The following is a 15,600-nucleotide window of genomic DNA, read 5'->3' as shown; positions in this document are numbered from 1 at the left end:
AAATATCTTCCGATCTTTCTTATAACCTCACTTTTGAATCTGTTTTTACATTTGCTTACCCTTTATCTTATCCACCAGTGTCACATCCGCCGGCAGCCAATCGACCGAATCAAGTTCCTCTATAGTGAGCCACTTCGCATCTTCGTGTTCTTTTAATTCTAAATGATCTGCTGCCAGCTCACACAAGAAACAATCCATCGACAAATGAAAAGCTGGATAATCATATTCGATAGTATAAAGCAATTCTCCAACATTTATCCTTGCATCCATTTCCTCGTTTATCTCCCTGACCAGAGCGTCCTGTGGAGTTTCACCAGCTTCTATTTTTCCTCCAGGGAATTCCCATCCCCCTTTAAGTTCTCCGTATCCTCTCTGGGTTGCAAATATCTGCTTTTGGTTGTTTTTTTCTCTTACAATTACTGCAGCAACTACTCTTATTGTCTTCATAACATCCTCCAATTAAGAATTTACAATGTACTCGTAAATATCTTCACGCACTGGAACATCAAGTATCCATTCAATTTCCACTGCTGTTTTCTCTGTGTTCGCCATTTTGAATTCTTTAGTTTTTCCACTTGCTGTCATATGTCCAAGATAATAAAACTCCTTAGAAATCTTATCATCTTTATTCTTTCTTACAAAAAGCTCTACATGAATTCCTCTTTCCTTCGCTTTAAGGAAATTCTGTACATCCTCTGATTGTAAACTTCTGCCAGACTTCGAAATAGCTATCAATCGATTCCTGAAGCCCGGGACAAAATGATCTTCATATTTCGTGGTGTCACTAATATCCTCTGCCTTATCATAATTGATGAACACAGGAAATGTCTTCGTCTTTCTGTCATATTTATATCCACCAATATTTAACGGAACTTCATTCTGCTCCCAATTTAGAAGACGACATACATCCTCATAAGTGTATTTCTGGTACAAAACAAAGTCCGTCTGATCATATGTATTACTATAATCACGCTCGTATCTGCTAATACCAAATTCAACAAGTTCTTGAAGGATATCATAAAATTCGCCATTTGATAGCATTTGTAAAAATGACTTTGTTGGTCTATAATCGTTTTCTTTTTTCTCAATAAACACGCACTTCGCGTAAGTTTTCTTGCTCGCTCCAGCCGGGAATTCATTAGTCATAACATTTACAATGTTTTCCTTCTGATCCTGACTGACATCTTTTCCATACTTCCTCATGTCCTCTGAAAGGCCGGCAAACAAACCAAATTTAGCTAGACCCCTGGCATATGTAAGTATTCTCTTCAACATCTGAAGTTCCTGAATTCTTTTTCCATTTGCCAATTTCTTAGAAACAAATTCGATTACTTTTTCTTCACCCTCTGGCAAGCGAGTCTTGTATTCTTTCTCATATTTCACTAAAAACTTATAATACGATCCGAGACTGTTGTTATCAAAGATTCGAATAACATCCATCTCGCCGTATTCATCAAAATCCCTCAATCTGGGAATACGTCCAAGTTTATTCTTGAGGTTCGTATAATTCTCTTTGATAAGCCTTATATCACTAAAGTTTGCGTTATCAACCGACGCAAAAATTCTCTTTCTGCTAACCTCATCAAAATGAACCGTAGATGCACCAGGAATCATCCGTTCACCTTCCATGACATATCTACGGATATTATCTTTGTTATATGTTCTATCTCCTGATAAGGCAATCGGTATCATGAAATTGTTGTTATAGTTTCCAATAAAATCAAGGATTACAACGTATTCTTTCCCCTCTGCTTTTCGAAGGCCTCTTCCCAATTGCTGTATAAAAACAATTGGTGACTGAGTCGGTCTCAACATGATGACCTGATTTACCTCGACAATATCAACACCTTCATTTAAGACATCCACAGAGAAAATATAATCTATAGGAGTCTTATCTACCGCTGCGTCTCTCTCATCCATAGCAAGTCTCTCAAACGCATCCTGCCTAACCATCTCTGAGTCCTCACCACTGAGTGCAACTGTCCTATATCCTAATTCGTTGAACTTTTTTGAAAGTTCCTTACACTCCCGGTTACGGCTGCAAAATATCAGGCCCTTTACACGTTCTCCGCTGTAACCATAGTAATTCGACTGCTCTATAACATGCTTTACACGCTCGTCACAAACCAATTTATTAAAATCTTCTTCTGATAGATTCTTTGACTTGGTATCCTGTACAACGGATAAATCAGTAATTCCAAAATAGTGAAATGGACACAGCAAGTCCTCTTCCATTGCCTGCTGCAGACGAATCTCATAGGCTATCTGATGATTAAATATCTCATAAATATTTTCCCCAGAATCATTGTCATTCCTCTTGTCAGGCGTAGCTGTCATGCCAAGGAATAGACGTGGAGTAAAGTAATTCATAACCTTCTGATATGTATTTGCCGAGCTATGGTGGGCCTCGTCCAGAATAATACAATCAAACTCGGCTGGATCATACATTTGCAAATGCACATCCCTATTTAACGTCTCCACAGTGGCAAATATATAATCTCTATCGTATTCATGATAGCCAGCACCTACCAACCCTACAGAAATCGTACTGCCGAAAACTCTCTGATACGATTTCTTTGCCTGTACAGCAAGTGACGCTCGATGAACAAGAAATAACACTCTCTTAAATCCAAGTTCACGCATTGCAAATGCCGACGCATAAGTCTTTCCCGTACCAGTGGCACTTATAAGAAGTGCTCTCTTCTCATCATTCTCCAATATAGCTTTAAGGTTAGCAATAAATCTCACCTGCATACTGTTTGGTTTTAATTTATATCTCTCCAATGAGGTAACATTTCCCTCTGAAGCGATTTCCCTTTGAGCTTTGATTATATCGTATCTCTGCTTATATTCCTCATAAAACACATCATAGTCCAGAGCATATTCTGAGTTCCATAACTCGTCAAATTCTCTTAAAATATCCTCTGTCATCTCTCCCTGTGCCGTGGAGACAAGCTTCGTATTCCATTCTCTATTGGTCGTCAGTGCGGCACTGGTAATATTTGAGCTGCCAATTATGATCCTGTATATTTCATCCTCTCTGAATATATATCCCTTTGTATGAAAGCCATTGTTAGCAGATCTTGTGTCATACATTCTAATCTTTATATTCTTCAGAGAATGCAACTTCTCCAAAGCCAAAGGCTCACTAAAATCCAAATAGTTTGAGGTCAATATCTCCCCTGGAACCCCTTTTCTCTCAAGCTCTTTCAACGTCTGAAGAAGCGGTGTTACACCGCCCAAAGTAATAAATGCCACACTTATCTGAAACTTATCACATTTTAGAAGTTCACTCTCTATGACTGAAATAACTTTCTTGCCTTCCCTATGATTATTTGAAACAAAGCCCGGCTTATATGATATCTCAGATGCAATATTGCCATCGATATATGCAGTTTCCAATCCGTCACGTACTAACTGCGTTTTATCCTGAATCATAGTTGTCCTCCATTTCAAATAGTATGATTTATTTTATCATAAAAGATTGGGAATGGGGAGATTTGAAAAAATTATGGTGGGATTGTAAAAGGAATTTTTGATTAACTTACATTGTTTAGCTTTTTATTGTTATAACATTTTCCACATGATATACTCTTTTTTAACAAAAGCTTATCGTTATAAGCACTCAGCATTGTAACCTCTGCAACGAATGCAGAAACATCAATTATAAACAGAAATTGAGGTAAACACTATGGCATTTAGCAAAACAATCCAAATGTATATATTTGATGGCAATCCGAATGGACGTATCATGTGTGAACTTTCCAATTGGAATGGCCGTATATATAAAATTTCTCGAAATGAGCTTTCAGAATTTGCAAAACGAAATGATTCGGAAAACACTGGCGTATACTTCTTATTCGGTAAAGATGAAAGCAATTTTGACACGGTCTATGTAGGCGAAGCCGAAAAAATGTTCACACGACTCAAACAGCATCTCAAAGAAGATTACTGGAACGACTGTATCGCAGTAATAAGTAAAGATAACCTACTAAATAAAGCACATGTAAAGTACCTTGAAAACAAATTTTACAATATCGCCCAGGATACCGGGCGTGCCAACGTGTTAAACAGTACAATTCCTACATGTTCATCCATTTCAGAATACGACGAAGCTATGCTTTCAGAATTTATTAGTAATACAAAATTACTTGTAAACACTTTGGGATATAAAACTTTTGATTCCATCGAAGATTCCTCAATCAAAGCTGGACCTAAACAGTTACTCTTTTATATTAAGGGAGCAAGAGGCGCAAGCTCCAAAGGTGTTATTGTTCCCGATGGTTTTGCAGTTTTTAAAGATTCCCAAATTGCTTCCAGTACCGTGCCCAGTATGTCTGCACCTCTAATCAAATTACGTACTTCTCTTATTGAAAAGGGAATCATTGATTCAAACTTCTGCTTTACAAAAGACTATATCTTTACCAGCCCTTCATTGGCAGCTGCTATTGTTATGGGAAGAAATGCAAACGGAAGAAGCGAATGGAAAACAGAAGACCATAAATCAATCAAAGATATTGAAGAAAAACTTTGAAAATTAAATTCATAGGTTCCCATTCTTTTTCAAGGTTGTCAAATACGAGCCTGGCTGAGCCTTCAGTACAACGATTGATCAGAAAAGCCGGAAATAGTTTTTCTCTTGTGAAAAACAGAGTTAATAAGGTCTTTGGGTAATCTCTTGAAGATTTAACTGTATCCACAACACAGTAAACAAACTCCCACTTAGCATTGTCCTCCAAATGGTCAATATTTTTGTACCCAAATCGTCCCCAACGCCATCTAAAAAATCCATACAAAGCCCATAAATACAGGCTTTGTATGGATTTACCTTTTTACTCAAACTCGGCTCTGCCACGCCAAAACCTAACGGAATTAATTAAGGTTTTGCTTGCAGTATGCCCAGTTTTTATTTCTATTACATAATTTCCACTGGCTTTCTGAAGAACAGTTGCCAAAATGTTGCCACACATTTAGTGTAATAAAATGTGAGTATCCTCATAATCTGAAAATAAATTCTAAAATATATTTCCGCCGATCATATCTCAAAGGTTTACCATCGCTGATCTTATATAATGACATCAATCATAAATCCAAATATGGGGATCAAATCTATAACGGCTTTTCTGCTCAGCATTTATTATTCCTAATATAATGCCAATTTCTGAAATTCCATAATCTGTACCAAATTGTTTTATTCCTTGAGATATATTTTTCTCCACTTCATTTTGAGCTAAATTATATAGCTTTGATTGAATTTTAGGAATATCGGGTAATTCTATTTGCAAGCAACCTTTAAAATTAAGATATGAAATCTCTTGCCCATAATTTATATTTTCCAAATCAAAAACTGAAGAAATATAATTAAAAAACTCTTTCAAATCTTCAATAGTTATAATATTCGAAAATCGAACCTTAGTCAACATAAACAAAGTCGACAGACAATCTAATTGCGTAGAAGATAATTCGCAAGCGACAGTAACCGCATTATCCACAATCCTTTTAAAATGCCCTTTGTCATCATTCTGAATACGATTTGCGATTAATTCTGTTAAGATTTTCATAACTTCTTTTTCACCAAAACGGGCATAATTCTTTTGAGCTTCATATAATACAAATTGAACATCGGGTTGTGTAAACGGAGTAAAATCTTTGACTTGCTTTTCCTCTAATTTTTTTAAAATCTCATTGCATAATTCAGTTGCTCGTAGTTCTGCCGTTTCTTTTGCAAGTGACTGAAGCTTCGGAAAATTATCCATAAAAAGATCTATTGTTTGTTTAGCTGCTTGTTCAGGTGTCATTCCAACGTATTGGACACCAATCTGTGTTGAATTAGATGCTGGTGCAGATTTTTGTGTTATCTCAATTATATCTGACATACTATTATTCATCTTCTTTCTTATTGTTAATTTGTACCCCAATTTGCGTTACGTTATCATATGCCGTCTGATTAACTGAATGTTTTGAAGTTTTATCATCTTTCTTTTTGGAAAAAACACTAAAAAGCCCGTTAATTATCGCCACTATGATTCCACCACCGGCAGCAATCCCTGCAACAATAATCGCAATTTGATTTGTTACACTAAGATTCATAAACCAATCAATCACAATATTCACCTCTGAAAAATTATTGGTAACATAATATAAAATATTTTAAGTAAATACGCATACAGCAGGCACTCCTACCAATTACCTACCATATAAAATAAATAATATACTCTCGTACTATTCCATATCGAATGACATTACAAAAATATTTTTAAACTCCAATTAATACTCCTTCATTATTATATCTAATACTTGTCCATCCATTTCCCTTCGCTTTAGATTTTCTTTTAATCCTTCTAATTCCTTTTGTTTTATTGCGTGTGCATGTTCAAGTTCTTCCATTTTTTGTTTTGTATTATTATACTGAGTTTTAATGTTCTCCGGCATCTCTAATCCTTGTTTTTGATATTTGTTTTCTATATCCATAATAATTTTTCTTCGACGTGAAATACGGTTCTGAATCTTCTCCAAAGTTTCTTCAACCTTTGCTATTTTCTCAGACATCGAATAAGAACGTTCTTTACGACGCTTATTTACAGCTCTATCCAAACTAATTACTTCTTCAACCGCACTCTTATCTATTTGAACTTCATTTAAACTATTGTATGTACTTATAAAATTATTCATCGAATACATATGAAATTCTTGTTTCGTTTCAGCAAAAAATTCTCTCCTAAGTTCTACTCTCGGACCAATTGTTTTACCTTTAACAATATTCCACCAGTCTTCTTTTTGATCATGTGTAACATATATAATGCCTATATTATTTTCTTTTGAATATTTAATAATCTGCTTCCAAATTATCAAATCTCCATAAGCGTTATTATCATCTTCCTGTCCCTTTTTCTTTATGCCATCCTTATATCCTGGAGGAATAGATTTTTTATACCGTTCCTCTCCTTCTTTTTTTATTACATCCAGTTCACTTTCGGGAACAATCCCCCCCACTTTCCCGTCAAATATCTTCAGGATTTTTTCAAGTATTTCATCTTCTTCGGGATTTAAAACCAGTAAATTTCGCTCTTTATTGCTATCTAACCATTTAAACAAATATCTCTTTAATTCAGAAACTTCCTCATCATTTGATGTTAATCTTAATGTTTCAACAGCTTTACCAGTAAATGTTTCCGCTTCTTTTTTGAACTGATCATATCTCTGAACAGTTTCATAAATCACCTCACAGCGCTTTCTCATATATTCACAGGCAACCTGATATGGTATCCATATTCTACCTGTAAAGCTTTCAAATGCATTTAATAACGAATTTCTGGTTTTAGCGGAATAGCGATATAAGTTCAACAGAACATTAGTATCAAATACAAAAACAGCTTTTTCCCATAACTCTTGTTTTTCTTTTTTACTTGGTTCTAAAAATTCTTTAATTACTTCTTTCATTAGAATGCTCCTCAGAATTAATAAATTGCCAATAATTCTAATCCCAAATAATCTTCTTCGATTTCTACACTTTCAAAATCATTACTTTTTTGATCTACAATTTGTTTACGTAATGCCCTATTTAACCCCAAAAAATCTTTATATATATCAAAAACTTTCAATGGTGTATCTTTATAATATTTTCTTGTTTCTATTTTGGCAAGCACAGTAACTTCACGACCTTCTAAGTCCTCCAGTTCATTATAATTTACTAATAAATTATCTTGTACTGCTTTTCCAATTCCCAACCAATAGTCACACTCTTCCCCTAACTCACAAAAAATAGGCACTTTCATTTTGGAATTATTAAATACAGCATTTAATATCGCTCTTTCATCATCATCTTTACATTCGACACCCGCTAATATCAAAGATTTATATTCTTCAATAAGATGTATTATATCAAATGATTCTGGAACATAAATTTCTCCCGTCATTTTAATAATAGAAGCAATTTTTACATCTTTTATGCTAATATCCGCATCGCCATCGGTAAAATCAACATAATCATCTCTATTTTTTAAAAGTTCCTCAAATTCGGAACACTCTAATAAATAGTTAGCTCTTTTATTCTGTAAATCCTCTTCTGTGTCTTCTTTCGCAATAGTTGACTTTTTTGTAATTAATGCCATATATTGATCTACTTTGTTTTTGTCATAATAAATTAAATTTGCAAACATTCTGGCACCTCCCTCAGTTCTTAATTACATTTATTAATTCCACAAAGAATATAAACTTCTGTCATTCAGAAAGATATCCTCTAAAATACCCGCTATTCCTTTGCAATCACATTCGTTAATCGCTTTATTTCCGGGAATTTTCCTGGCTCAATATTTTCCGAAGCCTGAACCCTTCCTTTTAAACTATTTATCTTTATCTGTTCTTCAGAAGTTAATTTTCGTCCTTCAAAACTTTTTATTTCTTGAAAATCATCATATACTCTCTTTTGTAGTCTATTCGGGACTTTCAACTCATGATTCCCAGTAACAATCGTTCCTGTTATTGGAACATACTGTCCATGAGAATAATACTTTACCTTTTTATATTTCGGCTTATGCCCATATTTCCTTAGTTTTTGATCAATCTCACTTTTCATTTTCTTCACATCGAAAGTATCTTTCGAGGAAAAAGTCATATCATCAACATATACCGTATATATGCATCCATACTTATATGCTACTTCGTATATTTCATTAAACATATTTTCATACGCATAAAATGCCAATAATTGACTTGTTGGGCATCCGGTAGGAATACCACCTTCATATGTAACAATATCTGTACATAATCCGGCCAAATCCCCCGCCATTAACATTCTATCCCTAAAAAAGCAAAAAACATATTCTCTTCCGCAATTATCATAAAACTTTTTAATATCCATTGTTAAAAAGTAATTCGAATGAATATGTTTCTTTCCATTATCAATATAGCATTTTCCTTTTTCACCAGAAATAAGCCATTCTGGTCTTTCAACTTTTTGGAGAAGCTGCAGAATTCTTGTTTGAATTTCCTTTATTCTTCTGTCAGGTGCAGTAATATTTCTTTTTTCCACACCATCTTTTTTATCAATCTGAAATGCATGATACTTTACAATTTTAACAATGTCCTTATACTCCTCATCTGTTATCTTTAATACCCTTTTCAAATTGCGGGGACTATTACATTTGTATAAAGCACACTGTGTAATATCATATTTCTTATATTGCTTTGCCATTACTCCTCCAAATCCGGTGTCATCTTCTCAATAAGTTTTATCATCATATTTCTTATAAATTTATCACCTTTATTACTTTTATTGGCTTCCTCATAATTTTCAGACAATAAAATTAATGAAGATAGTTTCATCCCATAGATTTCTGAGTATTTTTCTAATAATTCTAATGAAGGTTGTTTTTTATTGTTTTCAATCTCGGAAAGGTAGCTTTTAGATATCTGTAATAATTCGCTCATTTCAAACGCTTTATATCCGTATATCATTCTTGTTCGTTTCAATGTATCCCCAATCACAATTTTCCCACCTTTCCTCAATAATCTATATGAAGTCTTACGACTAATAATCAAAAATTAGATAGGTTTTCTATAGCAATCCTCTTACTTAACAATCTGTAGCAAATACTGAACAATCTGTAACAGCATCCATAAAGCTTCAATCCCTCGAAACATCATCGTAAAAACTTTGCTTCTCAGTTTTTTTCGCTTTTTCTCAGATTTTCTGTCAGGTTTTCGAGGTGCTACCTGAGCATTCTGTACATACAGCATTTTTTTCATTAAATTCACTCCTTTAGAAGCCACCTATATAGTTTATAGCTTCCATCCCGAAAGAAGTGTGGTGCATACAGAATAACCTATCTAATCCGTTGAGCTCTGCCGAGCTTCCCGAGCGAGGCAGAGCTTGCGACGCTTGCAGCATGCTAAGGGTCTTTTCGTAACATGCCGGCCCCTAACAGTAGAGCATTCAAAGATGCTCCTCAAGTGCTATTGCACTCCACTTTATGGGATTAGACCACAATATGAAAAATCATATTGTTATGCTGTAAGATTATAATACAGTATATTTTTTCGTATGTCAATATCTTTTTTCGCTATTTGTGAACTTCTGTTTGTATCAGCGAAGCTTAGGCAGACGTCTGTATTGCACAATATGAATCCGGCAACGTAATCCAAAAGAGGTTTATCTGAATACTCTTGCAGACACACTCATGGTGGAATTTAAGACTTTTCACATATCATACATATTATTAAATAATCTTGTATCCTTTTCTTCATTCTGATATAATCACCACATGGTGCTACCATTCACGGTAGGCGGTTAGTCCTTCTCCAGAGGGACTGTGACCCTCTGTTTACATAGAAATCCCCAGTTATCTGCGGAAATCTTGCTAAAGGAGGGGATGCTAATGTTGACTCTCGAAGGTCTGATTGCTGTTATCAGCTTATGCCTAACAGCCTTTGGACTTGGTTACGCAATAGGATGCAATCACACCAAAAAATAACCGCCCCAGCCTCGCAAACTGAACGGTTATTTTCTTAACTAATCATTATGTGGGCTAACCGTCTATCGGTAGCACCTTTTCTATAATTATATTAGCATTAAATTCTCAATATGTCAAAATCTTTATTTTAAACAACTTCCTATTATTTCCCCATTCCATCTTGTACAATCGGAAAGCTCATCTCAACAATAAACTCGTTTTCCTCTATCTTTGCTCCAATCTCACCATTCATACGTTTTACAAGCCCCTTTGCAATAGATAGTCCCAATCCAGTAGATGTTTTACTTCTGGCAACATCTGCTTTATAAAATCGCTCAAATACCTGATCTATATTAATCTGTTCTGGATGTGTAACCTGATTGCTGATTCTAAGCACCGCCTGATTTTGATCACGTTCCAACACAATGCTAATCTTCTTTTCTCCATGATCCAGCCCATTTTTTATCACATTCTGGATAACACGGCGGAGTCCCTGCCTGTTTCCATGTATATACAACTGTTCTTCCGTAATCTGAATATCCGGCTGAATTTCCATTCTTACCCATTCATCATAGTATGAAAAAACTGTTTCTTTCAAAATCCGGTTCATACAGCACAATGTCAATTCCAAACTGTAAGATTCGTTTTTTAACTTTGTAAACATAAAAAGTTCTTCCAACATTTCATTCAGACTATGAATTCTTTCGTGGATAATGCTTAAATAACGTTTCTGATCCTCTATATTTTCACATTCTTCCATTAGCTGGAAATATCCGTCCAAAGATGTCAGTGGTGTGCGGATATCATGAGAAAGATTTGTATAAGTGTCCGCAATCAGAGCTTCTTTCTCCTGATAATGCTGCTTCTCTTTTCTTCGCAGTTCCAGAAGCTCATTCAACTTGTCAGAAAGCTTTCCTATTCCACCCACATCAAATTCATGGTTAATCAACATGTTACTGTCATGTTTCATCATAAACGCCAATTGGCGGCAGATGTCTTTCACCTGCCGCTGGTATTTCCACATAATAATAAATTGTAAGATAATAATTCCTGCTAATATCCCAATTACGATATACATCCGTTAAATATCCCTCTTTTGAAAAACAACGCTGCTTACTGATATCATCATAACGATGAACACTATTGCCACACCAAATGCCGCCAAACACTCATTTCCACTCGGATTCATAGGAAGCAGTGATAATTTTCCTGTTATCGTATACTTATAAATCTGGAAATTCTGAATTCCTATTTTTTGAATAGCACTATTGATCACCCCATACACAATGGTCATTACATTCATGCTAAGACAGACAGCAATGACCATGCTGATTACATTATTTTTCAAAATAATTGCAATCGCCATACAAATCAGCACAAGTGCATAATGAAGAGCCAGTTCAGTCACAAAATAAGATAAAATTGCCTTTGTATTTCCCCATTCCAATTCCCCGAAAACAATACCATTCGCCGCTGCCTGAAATAAGAATGCACCTGCCATTGTCAGTACCGTAAAGACAGCCAAGGCAATTGCCCTGGAAAAAATCAGAGTTCCTCTATTTCTAACCTGACCTCCTATATTCTTAATATATCCGCTACTGATATCTGCTGTTGAAAACAGAACAGTAAAAATCACCAAAAGCAGTGCATACAATTTTCCTTGGGAATTGGCAAAAAAGACATCATATACCGTCACCTTTTCTCCCGGCTCCGTAGGCAGCATTACCATCATTCCCACATTAATATTATCCACAGTAGGTTCAGTAACCTGCTCCTGTTTCATGGCATCCTTTTCAGTCAAAAGCTCATAATCTGTCTTGCATAAAGATGTTGTAATCAATAATATTGCTGCCAGTACGATCCAGATTACATACATACTTTTGGTTTTAAGCATCCGGTATAAATCCATTTTTATTATATTAAGCATGATCCGCACCTCCCGTCAGATTCAGAAAATAAGTTTCCAGTTCTTCACTGGTTATGGAAATCCCTTTTACCGGAATTCCTGACTTTGCAAGTTCCATATTCAACGCTGCACTTTCATTCAATCGTTCAAAAATATGAATATGCTCTTTATCTGTTACCTGATAGTTGGTAAATCCCATAGAATCCAGCACCGGAATCGCCTGTTTCGGATGATCCAATGTCAACTCTATCCGTTCACTGCATCTTCTTATTAATTCTTCTCTTGTAATTTCCTGTAATAAACTTCCATTATGAATAATTCCATAATCAGTAGCAATCTTCGATAATTCCTCAAGAATATGACTGGAAATGCATATTGTCATATTCTTCTCTTTCTGAAGTCTCTGAATCGTATCCCGGATCTCTGCTATACCCTGTGGATCCAATCCATTGATTGGCTCATCAAGAACTAATAAATCTGGTTCTCCAACCAAAGCAAGACCAATTCCCAAACGCTGTTTCATTCCAAGTGAAAAATGTTTTGTTTTTTTCTTTCCCACATTCTCCAGACCGATAATTCTCAATATTTCTTCAATATAACTTTTTTTCTTTATTCCAAACAGCTTGCATTTGATATTCAGATTTTCATATGCAGTCATATTTCCATAAAGTCCCGGTGCCTCAATCAGACATCCTATCCGTGATCGAACTTTTTGCAAATCTTTTCCCTTGTATCCGAACATCTCGATTTCTCCACAAGTTGGCTTGGAAAGTCCACTGATCATCTTCAGACAAGTTGTCTTCCCAGCTCCATTCCGACCGATAAAACCATAAATAGCACCTTTTTTAATATGCATATTGACACTGTCCACAGCTTTATGGTGTCCATATTGCTTAGTCAAATTTCTTGTTTCCAATAACATTTCGCTCAAGTTTTTCATCTCCTTTTTCTTATCTGCATTTATCATAAAGGAATAATCCTAATCAAACGCAAATAAATAGTAAAAAAAGAGTAAAGATTATAGATGAAGACGATAACCGATTCCCCAGACTGTTTCAATATATTCCTCAGATGTAACTGTTTTTATCTTTTTACGAATATTGCTTATATGTACATCCAGAGTTTTTGTTTCACCCATATATGGTTCGTCCCACGCATATTCAAAAATGTCCTCTTTACTGAAAACCTGCTTCGGATTTCTGAGCAGTAATTCTAAAATCGCAAACTCCTGTCTTGTTATCTTAGGAAGTATTTTTCCACCAATGCTGACCTGAAAAGTAGCTTTGTTCAATACCATCTCTCTGAACGAAAGGTTAGATTCTTTTATTTCCTTTTCTTCTGTATGACGAAGCTGTACCTGAATTCTTGCCAGTACCTCTCTGATTTCAAAAGGTTTCGTTATATAATCATCAGCCCCACTAGTTAAAACCTTTACCTTTTCATCCAAGCTATCTTTCGCAGTCAAAACAATAACCGGAAGATTTCCCTTTTTCCGTATTTCCTCCAGAACTGCTTCTCCTGTAATTCCCGGCAACATCAAATCCAGCAACACCAGTGCATAGCTATGCTCCTGCATATTCAAAAGCAGCTTTGCCTCAGTTCCGGAAAACGCCTGCTCACAGGAATAGCCTGCTTTGGATAATGCTTCCTGAAGCAGATTATTGATATTTGTATCATCTTCTACAATCAGTATTTTCTGCATGATAGTTCTCTCCTCTATTTTACACTGTGAAAACATTATTTTCTTGCATTATACGCTTTTCCCTTTTTTCCCGCAATTACTCCCCACAGATTCCCGGAATTCTCCAGTACATAACATACTTTTTGTTCCAGCTGAACTTATAATTTTCAGTATTCCTGTACTTTCAAGATGCATATATCACTTTTTCCTTACCATTATGCCTTTATTTCTCCATCAGTGCTTTCGCAACCCTTATCCCGCCCACAAATAGAGCCAAACTAGAGCCATTTGATAAAACAAATGCCGGAAGCCCGCATAAATACAGGCTTTCGGCATTTTAGTCCGTTATTCAAACTCTTTTTCGGGTTCGATTTTTCATGTTAATCTGATGTTATCATGTATCAAAATCGTATCATTTTGATACGTTTTTATTTTTTGTTAATGTGGTTTCAAAGCTGCTGTACCCAAATTGTACCCATTTACATAAAAACAAATATATATATATTTATATATTGCTCAATAATGTTGATATCCATATAAGAAGCACATAGAAACCTATAAATGCCAACAAAACACTTACAACTTTTATCCGTTGTTTCCAATTCATTTTAGACCATAAATCAACTATTTCTCCCACAAAATTTTTTGCTTCTTTTATATCCGACCGAATCATTTCTTCATTTTTTTCATATTGTTTGTCAACTCCTTCAAGATATTTCTCTACTTCATCTTTTTTCTCTTCTTTCAATTTTTTGTACATACTTTTATAATTACTTATTGCGCTCTCCGCAAAAGCAATTTGCCCAATTGCGAAAATCATTATATCATATATGTTTCCTACGTCATCAGATGACATATCCATCATGGAAGTAATATATATAACTAATAAAATCAAAAATTGCACTATTGATGCAATTGATTTCACCCTATAAAATTTCACTTCATCAATAACACATTCTGTTAATGGAATGTATATAAACAAAGATATAATTACAAACCCTATGATTAGGGTCTCTGGCAGATTAAACTTTAACGCCTGTGCAATAATATCTATTTCTTGACACAATGTTGAAATCAAAAATACTATTACAAATAAAATTACTATAATTTTTATCCAATTATATTGGTACCTCTTTCTCTTGCTTATTAAATAATAATAACTCAATAATACTTCGCTATAATTATCTTGTCCAGTTCCCCAGTTTAACAATATAATCAAAATTACCGTACTTACCACTACACTTAAAATTCTAGCAAAATCTGCGCCATTATTCCCTATGCAATTATATAGCAAAAATGCCTCTAATATATACAATATCAATGCTAGACCAAGAACAAGCAAAACAAGCAAGATTATCCCAACAATAATTCTATATCCAAATCGCTTTTTTCTTGTTGCATATAGCCATTGCAAACATTTTTCAACAATGTAACTTATTATATACTTAATATCATCCATCTCTATGTAAATTTCTCAGCTGTATGCTTTTCTCCACTTCATAAATTTTATTATTTCCATGCGTATTATCGACGTAAATAATCTTTCATTATCTTTATTTACC

General features: G+C 34.8%; 14 protein-coding genes. 1 reads left to right on the top strand and 13 read right to left on the bottom strand.

Annotated features, from left to right (window positions below; genetic code table 11):
* Positions 1–45: 45 nt before the first annotated feature.
* Both mutT and AB5150_RS12810 read right to left on the bottom strand, forming a co-directional pair.
* Positions 46–447 (bottom strand): 8-oxo-dGTP diphosphatase MutT, encoded by a 402-nt coding sequence (mutT, locus tag AB5150_RS12815; protein WP_368291984.1) that lies wholly within the window; start codon positions 445–447, stop codon positions 46–48.
* A 12-nt stretch (positions 448–459) separates the two neighbouring features.
* Complete coding sequence (locus AB5150_RS12810; protein WP_368291983.1) at positions 460–3,438, bottom strand: DUF3427 domain-containing protein; 2,979 nt, start codon at positions 3,436–3,438, stop codon at positions 460–462.
* Between the two features lie 253 nt (positions 3,439–3,691).
* Between AB5150_RS12810 and AB5150_RS12805 the strand changes: the two genes are divergently transcribed.
* Positions 3,692–4,534: a GIY-YIG nuclease family protein gene (locus tag AB5150_RS12805; RefSeq protein ID WP_346998694.1), complete on the top strand. Its 843-nt coding sequence runs from the start codon at positions 3,692–3,694 to the stop codon at positions 4,532–4,534.
* 544 nt (positions 4,535–5,078) lie between these two features.
* On the opposite strand, the gene AB5150_RS12800 is transcribed toward AB5150_RS12805, so the two are convergent.
* The 11 genes from AB5150_RS12800 to AB5150_RS12750 all read right to left on the bottom strand — a co-directional run bounded on the left by AB5150_RS12800 (position 5,079) and on the right by AB5150_RS12750 (position 15,497).
* On the bottom strand, positions 5,079–5,876 hold the full coding sequence (locus AB5150_RS12800; RefSeq protein WP_368291982.1) for an LPO_1073/Vpar_1526 family protein: 798 nt from the start codon (positions 5,874–5,876) through the stop codon (positions 5,079–5,081).
* 4 nt (positions 5,877–5,880) lie between these two features.
* Complete coding sequence (locus tag AB5150_RS12795) at positions 5,881–6,105, bottom strand: hypothetical protein (RefSeq protein ID WP_368291981.1); 225 nt, start codon at positions 6,103–6,105, stop codon at positions 5,881–5,883.
* A gap of 162 nt (positions 6,106–6,267) precedes the next feature.
* On the bottom strand, positions 6,268–7,440 hold the full coding sequence (locus AB5150_RS12790) for a PIN domain-containing protein (protein WP_368291980.1): 1,173 nt from the start codon (positions 7,438–7,440) through the stop codon (positions 6,268–6,270).
* A 17-nt stretch (positions 7,441–7,457) separates the two neighbouring features.
* The gene (locus AB5150_RS12785) at positions 7,458–8,159 is read right to left on the bottom strand and encodes a hypothetical protein (protein ID WP_368291979.1); all 702 of its coding nucleotides are present in this window, start codon (positions 8,157–8,159) and stop codon (positions 7,458–7,460) included.
* Between the two features lie 92 nt (positions 8,160–8,251).
* On the bottom strand, positions 8,252–9,193 hold the full coding sequence (locus AB5150_RS12780) for a reverse transcriptase family protein (RefSeq protein ID WP_368291978.1): 942 nt from the start codon (positions 9,191–9,193) through the stop codon (positions 8,252–8,254).
* Positions 9,193–9,486: a helix-turn-helix domain-containing protein gene (locus tag AB5150_RS12775; protein ID WP_368291976.1), complete on the bottom strand. Its 294-nt coding sequence runs from the start codon at positions 9,484–9,486 to the stop codon at positions 9,193–9,195. Before AB5150_RS12775 ends, AB5150_RS12780 begins: the two co-directional genes overlap by 1 nt.
* Before the next feature lie 1,128 nt (positions 9,487–10,614).
* The gene (locus AB5150_RS12770) at positions 10,615–11,529 is read right to left on the bottom strand and encodes a sensor histidine kinase (protein WP_368291975.1); all 915 of its coding nucleotides are present in this window, start codon (positions 11,527–11,529) and stop codon (positions 10,615–10,617) included.
* Positions 11,530–11,532: 3 nt separating this feature from the next.
* Positions 11,533–12,378 (bottom strand): ABC transporter permease, encoded by an 846-nt coding sequence (locus AB5150_RS12765; RefSeq protein ID WP_173795137.1) that lies wholly within the window; start codon positions 12,376–12,378, stop codon positions 11,533–11,535.
* Positions 12,371–13,324, bottom strand: coding sequence for an ABC transporter ATP-binding protein (locus AB5150_RS12760; RefSeq protein ID WP_368291974.1), 954 nt, complete (start codon positions 13,322–13,324; stop codon positions 12,371–12,373). Before AB5150_RS12760 ends, AB5150_RS12765 begins: the two co-directional genes overlap by 8 nt.
* A 51-nt stretch (positions 13,325–13,375) precedes the next feature.
* Entirely contained in the window at positions 13,376–14,059 is a 684-nt protein-coding gene (locus tag AB5150_RS12755; RefSeq protein ID WP_172674890.1) for a response regulator transcription factor, read from the bottom strand.
* A 484-nt stretch (positions 14,060–14,543) separates the two neighbouring features.
* Positions 14,544–15,497 carry a hypothetical protein gene (locus tag AB5150_RS12750; protein ID WP_173795977.1) on the bottom strand — a complete coding sequence of 318 codons (954 nt, stop codon included), beginning with the start codon at positions 15,495–15,497 and terminating at the stop codon, positions 14,544–14,546.
* Positions 15,498–15,600 lie beyond the last annotated feature (103 nt).

Origin of the sequence: Coprococcus sp. RTP21281st1_F1_RTP21281_210402 (genome assembly GCF_040915325.1) — a bacterium.
Classification (GTDB): Bacteria; Bacillota; Clostridia; order Lachnospirales; family Lachnospiraceae; genus Coprococcus; species Coprococcus aceti.
The sequence above is the reverse complement of the archived record's forward strand: the minus strand, read 5'-3'. Positions and strand labels throughout refer to the sequence as shown.

What these genes read in the sequence shown, in the direction of transcription:
- mutT (WP_368291984.1), bottom strand. Translation starts at nt 447, where the DNA reads ATGAAGACAATAAGAGTAGTTGCTGCAGTAATTGTAAGAGAAAAAAAC.
- AB5150_RS12810 (WP_368291983.1), bottom strand. Translation starts at nt 3,438, where the DNA reads ATGATTCAGGATAAAACGCAGTTAGTACGTGACGGATTGGAAACTGCA.
- AB5150_RS12805 (WP_346998694.1), top strand. Translation starts at nt 3,692, where the DNA reads ATGGCATTTAGCAAAACAATCCAAATGTATATATTTGATGGCAATCCG.
- AB5150_RS12800 (WP_368291982.1), bottom strand. Translation starts at nt 5,876, where the DNA reads ATGTCAGATATAATTGAGATAACACAAAAATCTGCACCAGCATCTAAT.
- AB5150_RS12790 (WP_368291980.1), bottom strand. Translation starts at nt 7,440, where the DNA reads ATGAAAGAAGTAATTAAAGAATTTTTAGAACCAAGTAAAAAAGAAAAA.
- AB5150_RS12785 (WP_368291979.1), bottom strand. Translation starts at nt 8,159, where the DNA reads ATGTTTGCAAATTTAATTTATTATGACAAAAACAAAGTAGATCAATAT.
- AB5150_RS12780 (WP_368291978.1), bottom strand. Translation starts at nt 9,193, where the DNA reads ATGGCAAAGCAATATAAGAAATATGATATTACACAGTGTGCTTTATAC.
- AB5150_RS12770 (WP_368291975.1), bottom strand. Translation starts at nt 11,529, where the DNA reads ATGTATATCGTAATTGGGATATTAGCAGGAATTATTATCTTACAATTT.
- AB5150_RS12765 (WP_173795137.1), bottom strand. Translation starts at nt 12,378, where the DNA reads ATGCTTAATATAATAAAAATGGATTTATACCGGATGCTTAAAACCAAA.
- AB5150_RS12760 (WP_368291974.1), bottom strand. Translation starts at nt 13,324, where the DNA reads ATGATAAATGCAGATAAGAAAAAGGAGATGAAAAACTTGAGCGAAATG.
- AB5150_RS12755 (WP_172674890.1), bottom strand. Translation starts at nt 14,059, where the DNA reads ATGCAGAAAATACTGATTGTAGAAGATGATACAAATATCAATAATCTG.
- AB5150_RS12750 (WP_173795977.1), bottom strand. Translation starts at nt 15,497, where the DNA reads ATGGATGATATTAAGTATATAATAAGTTACATTGTTGAAAAATGTTTG.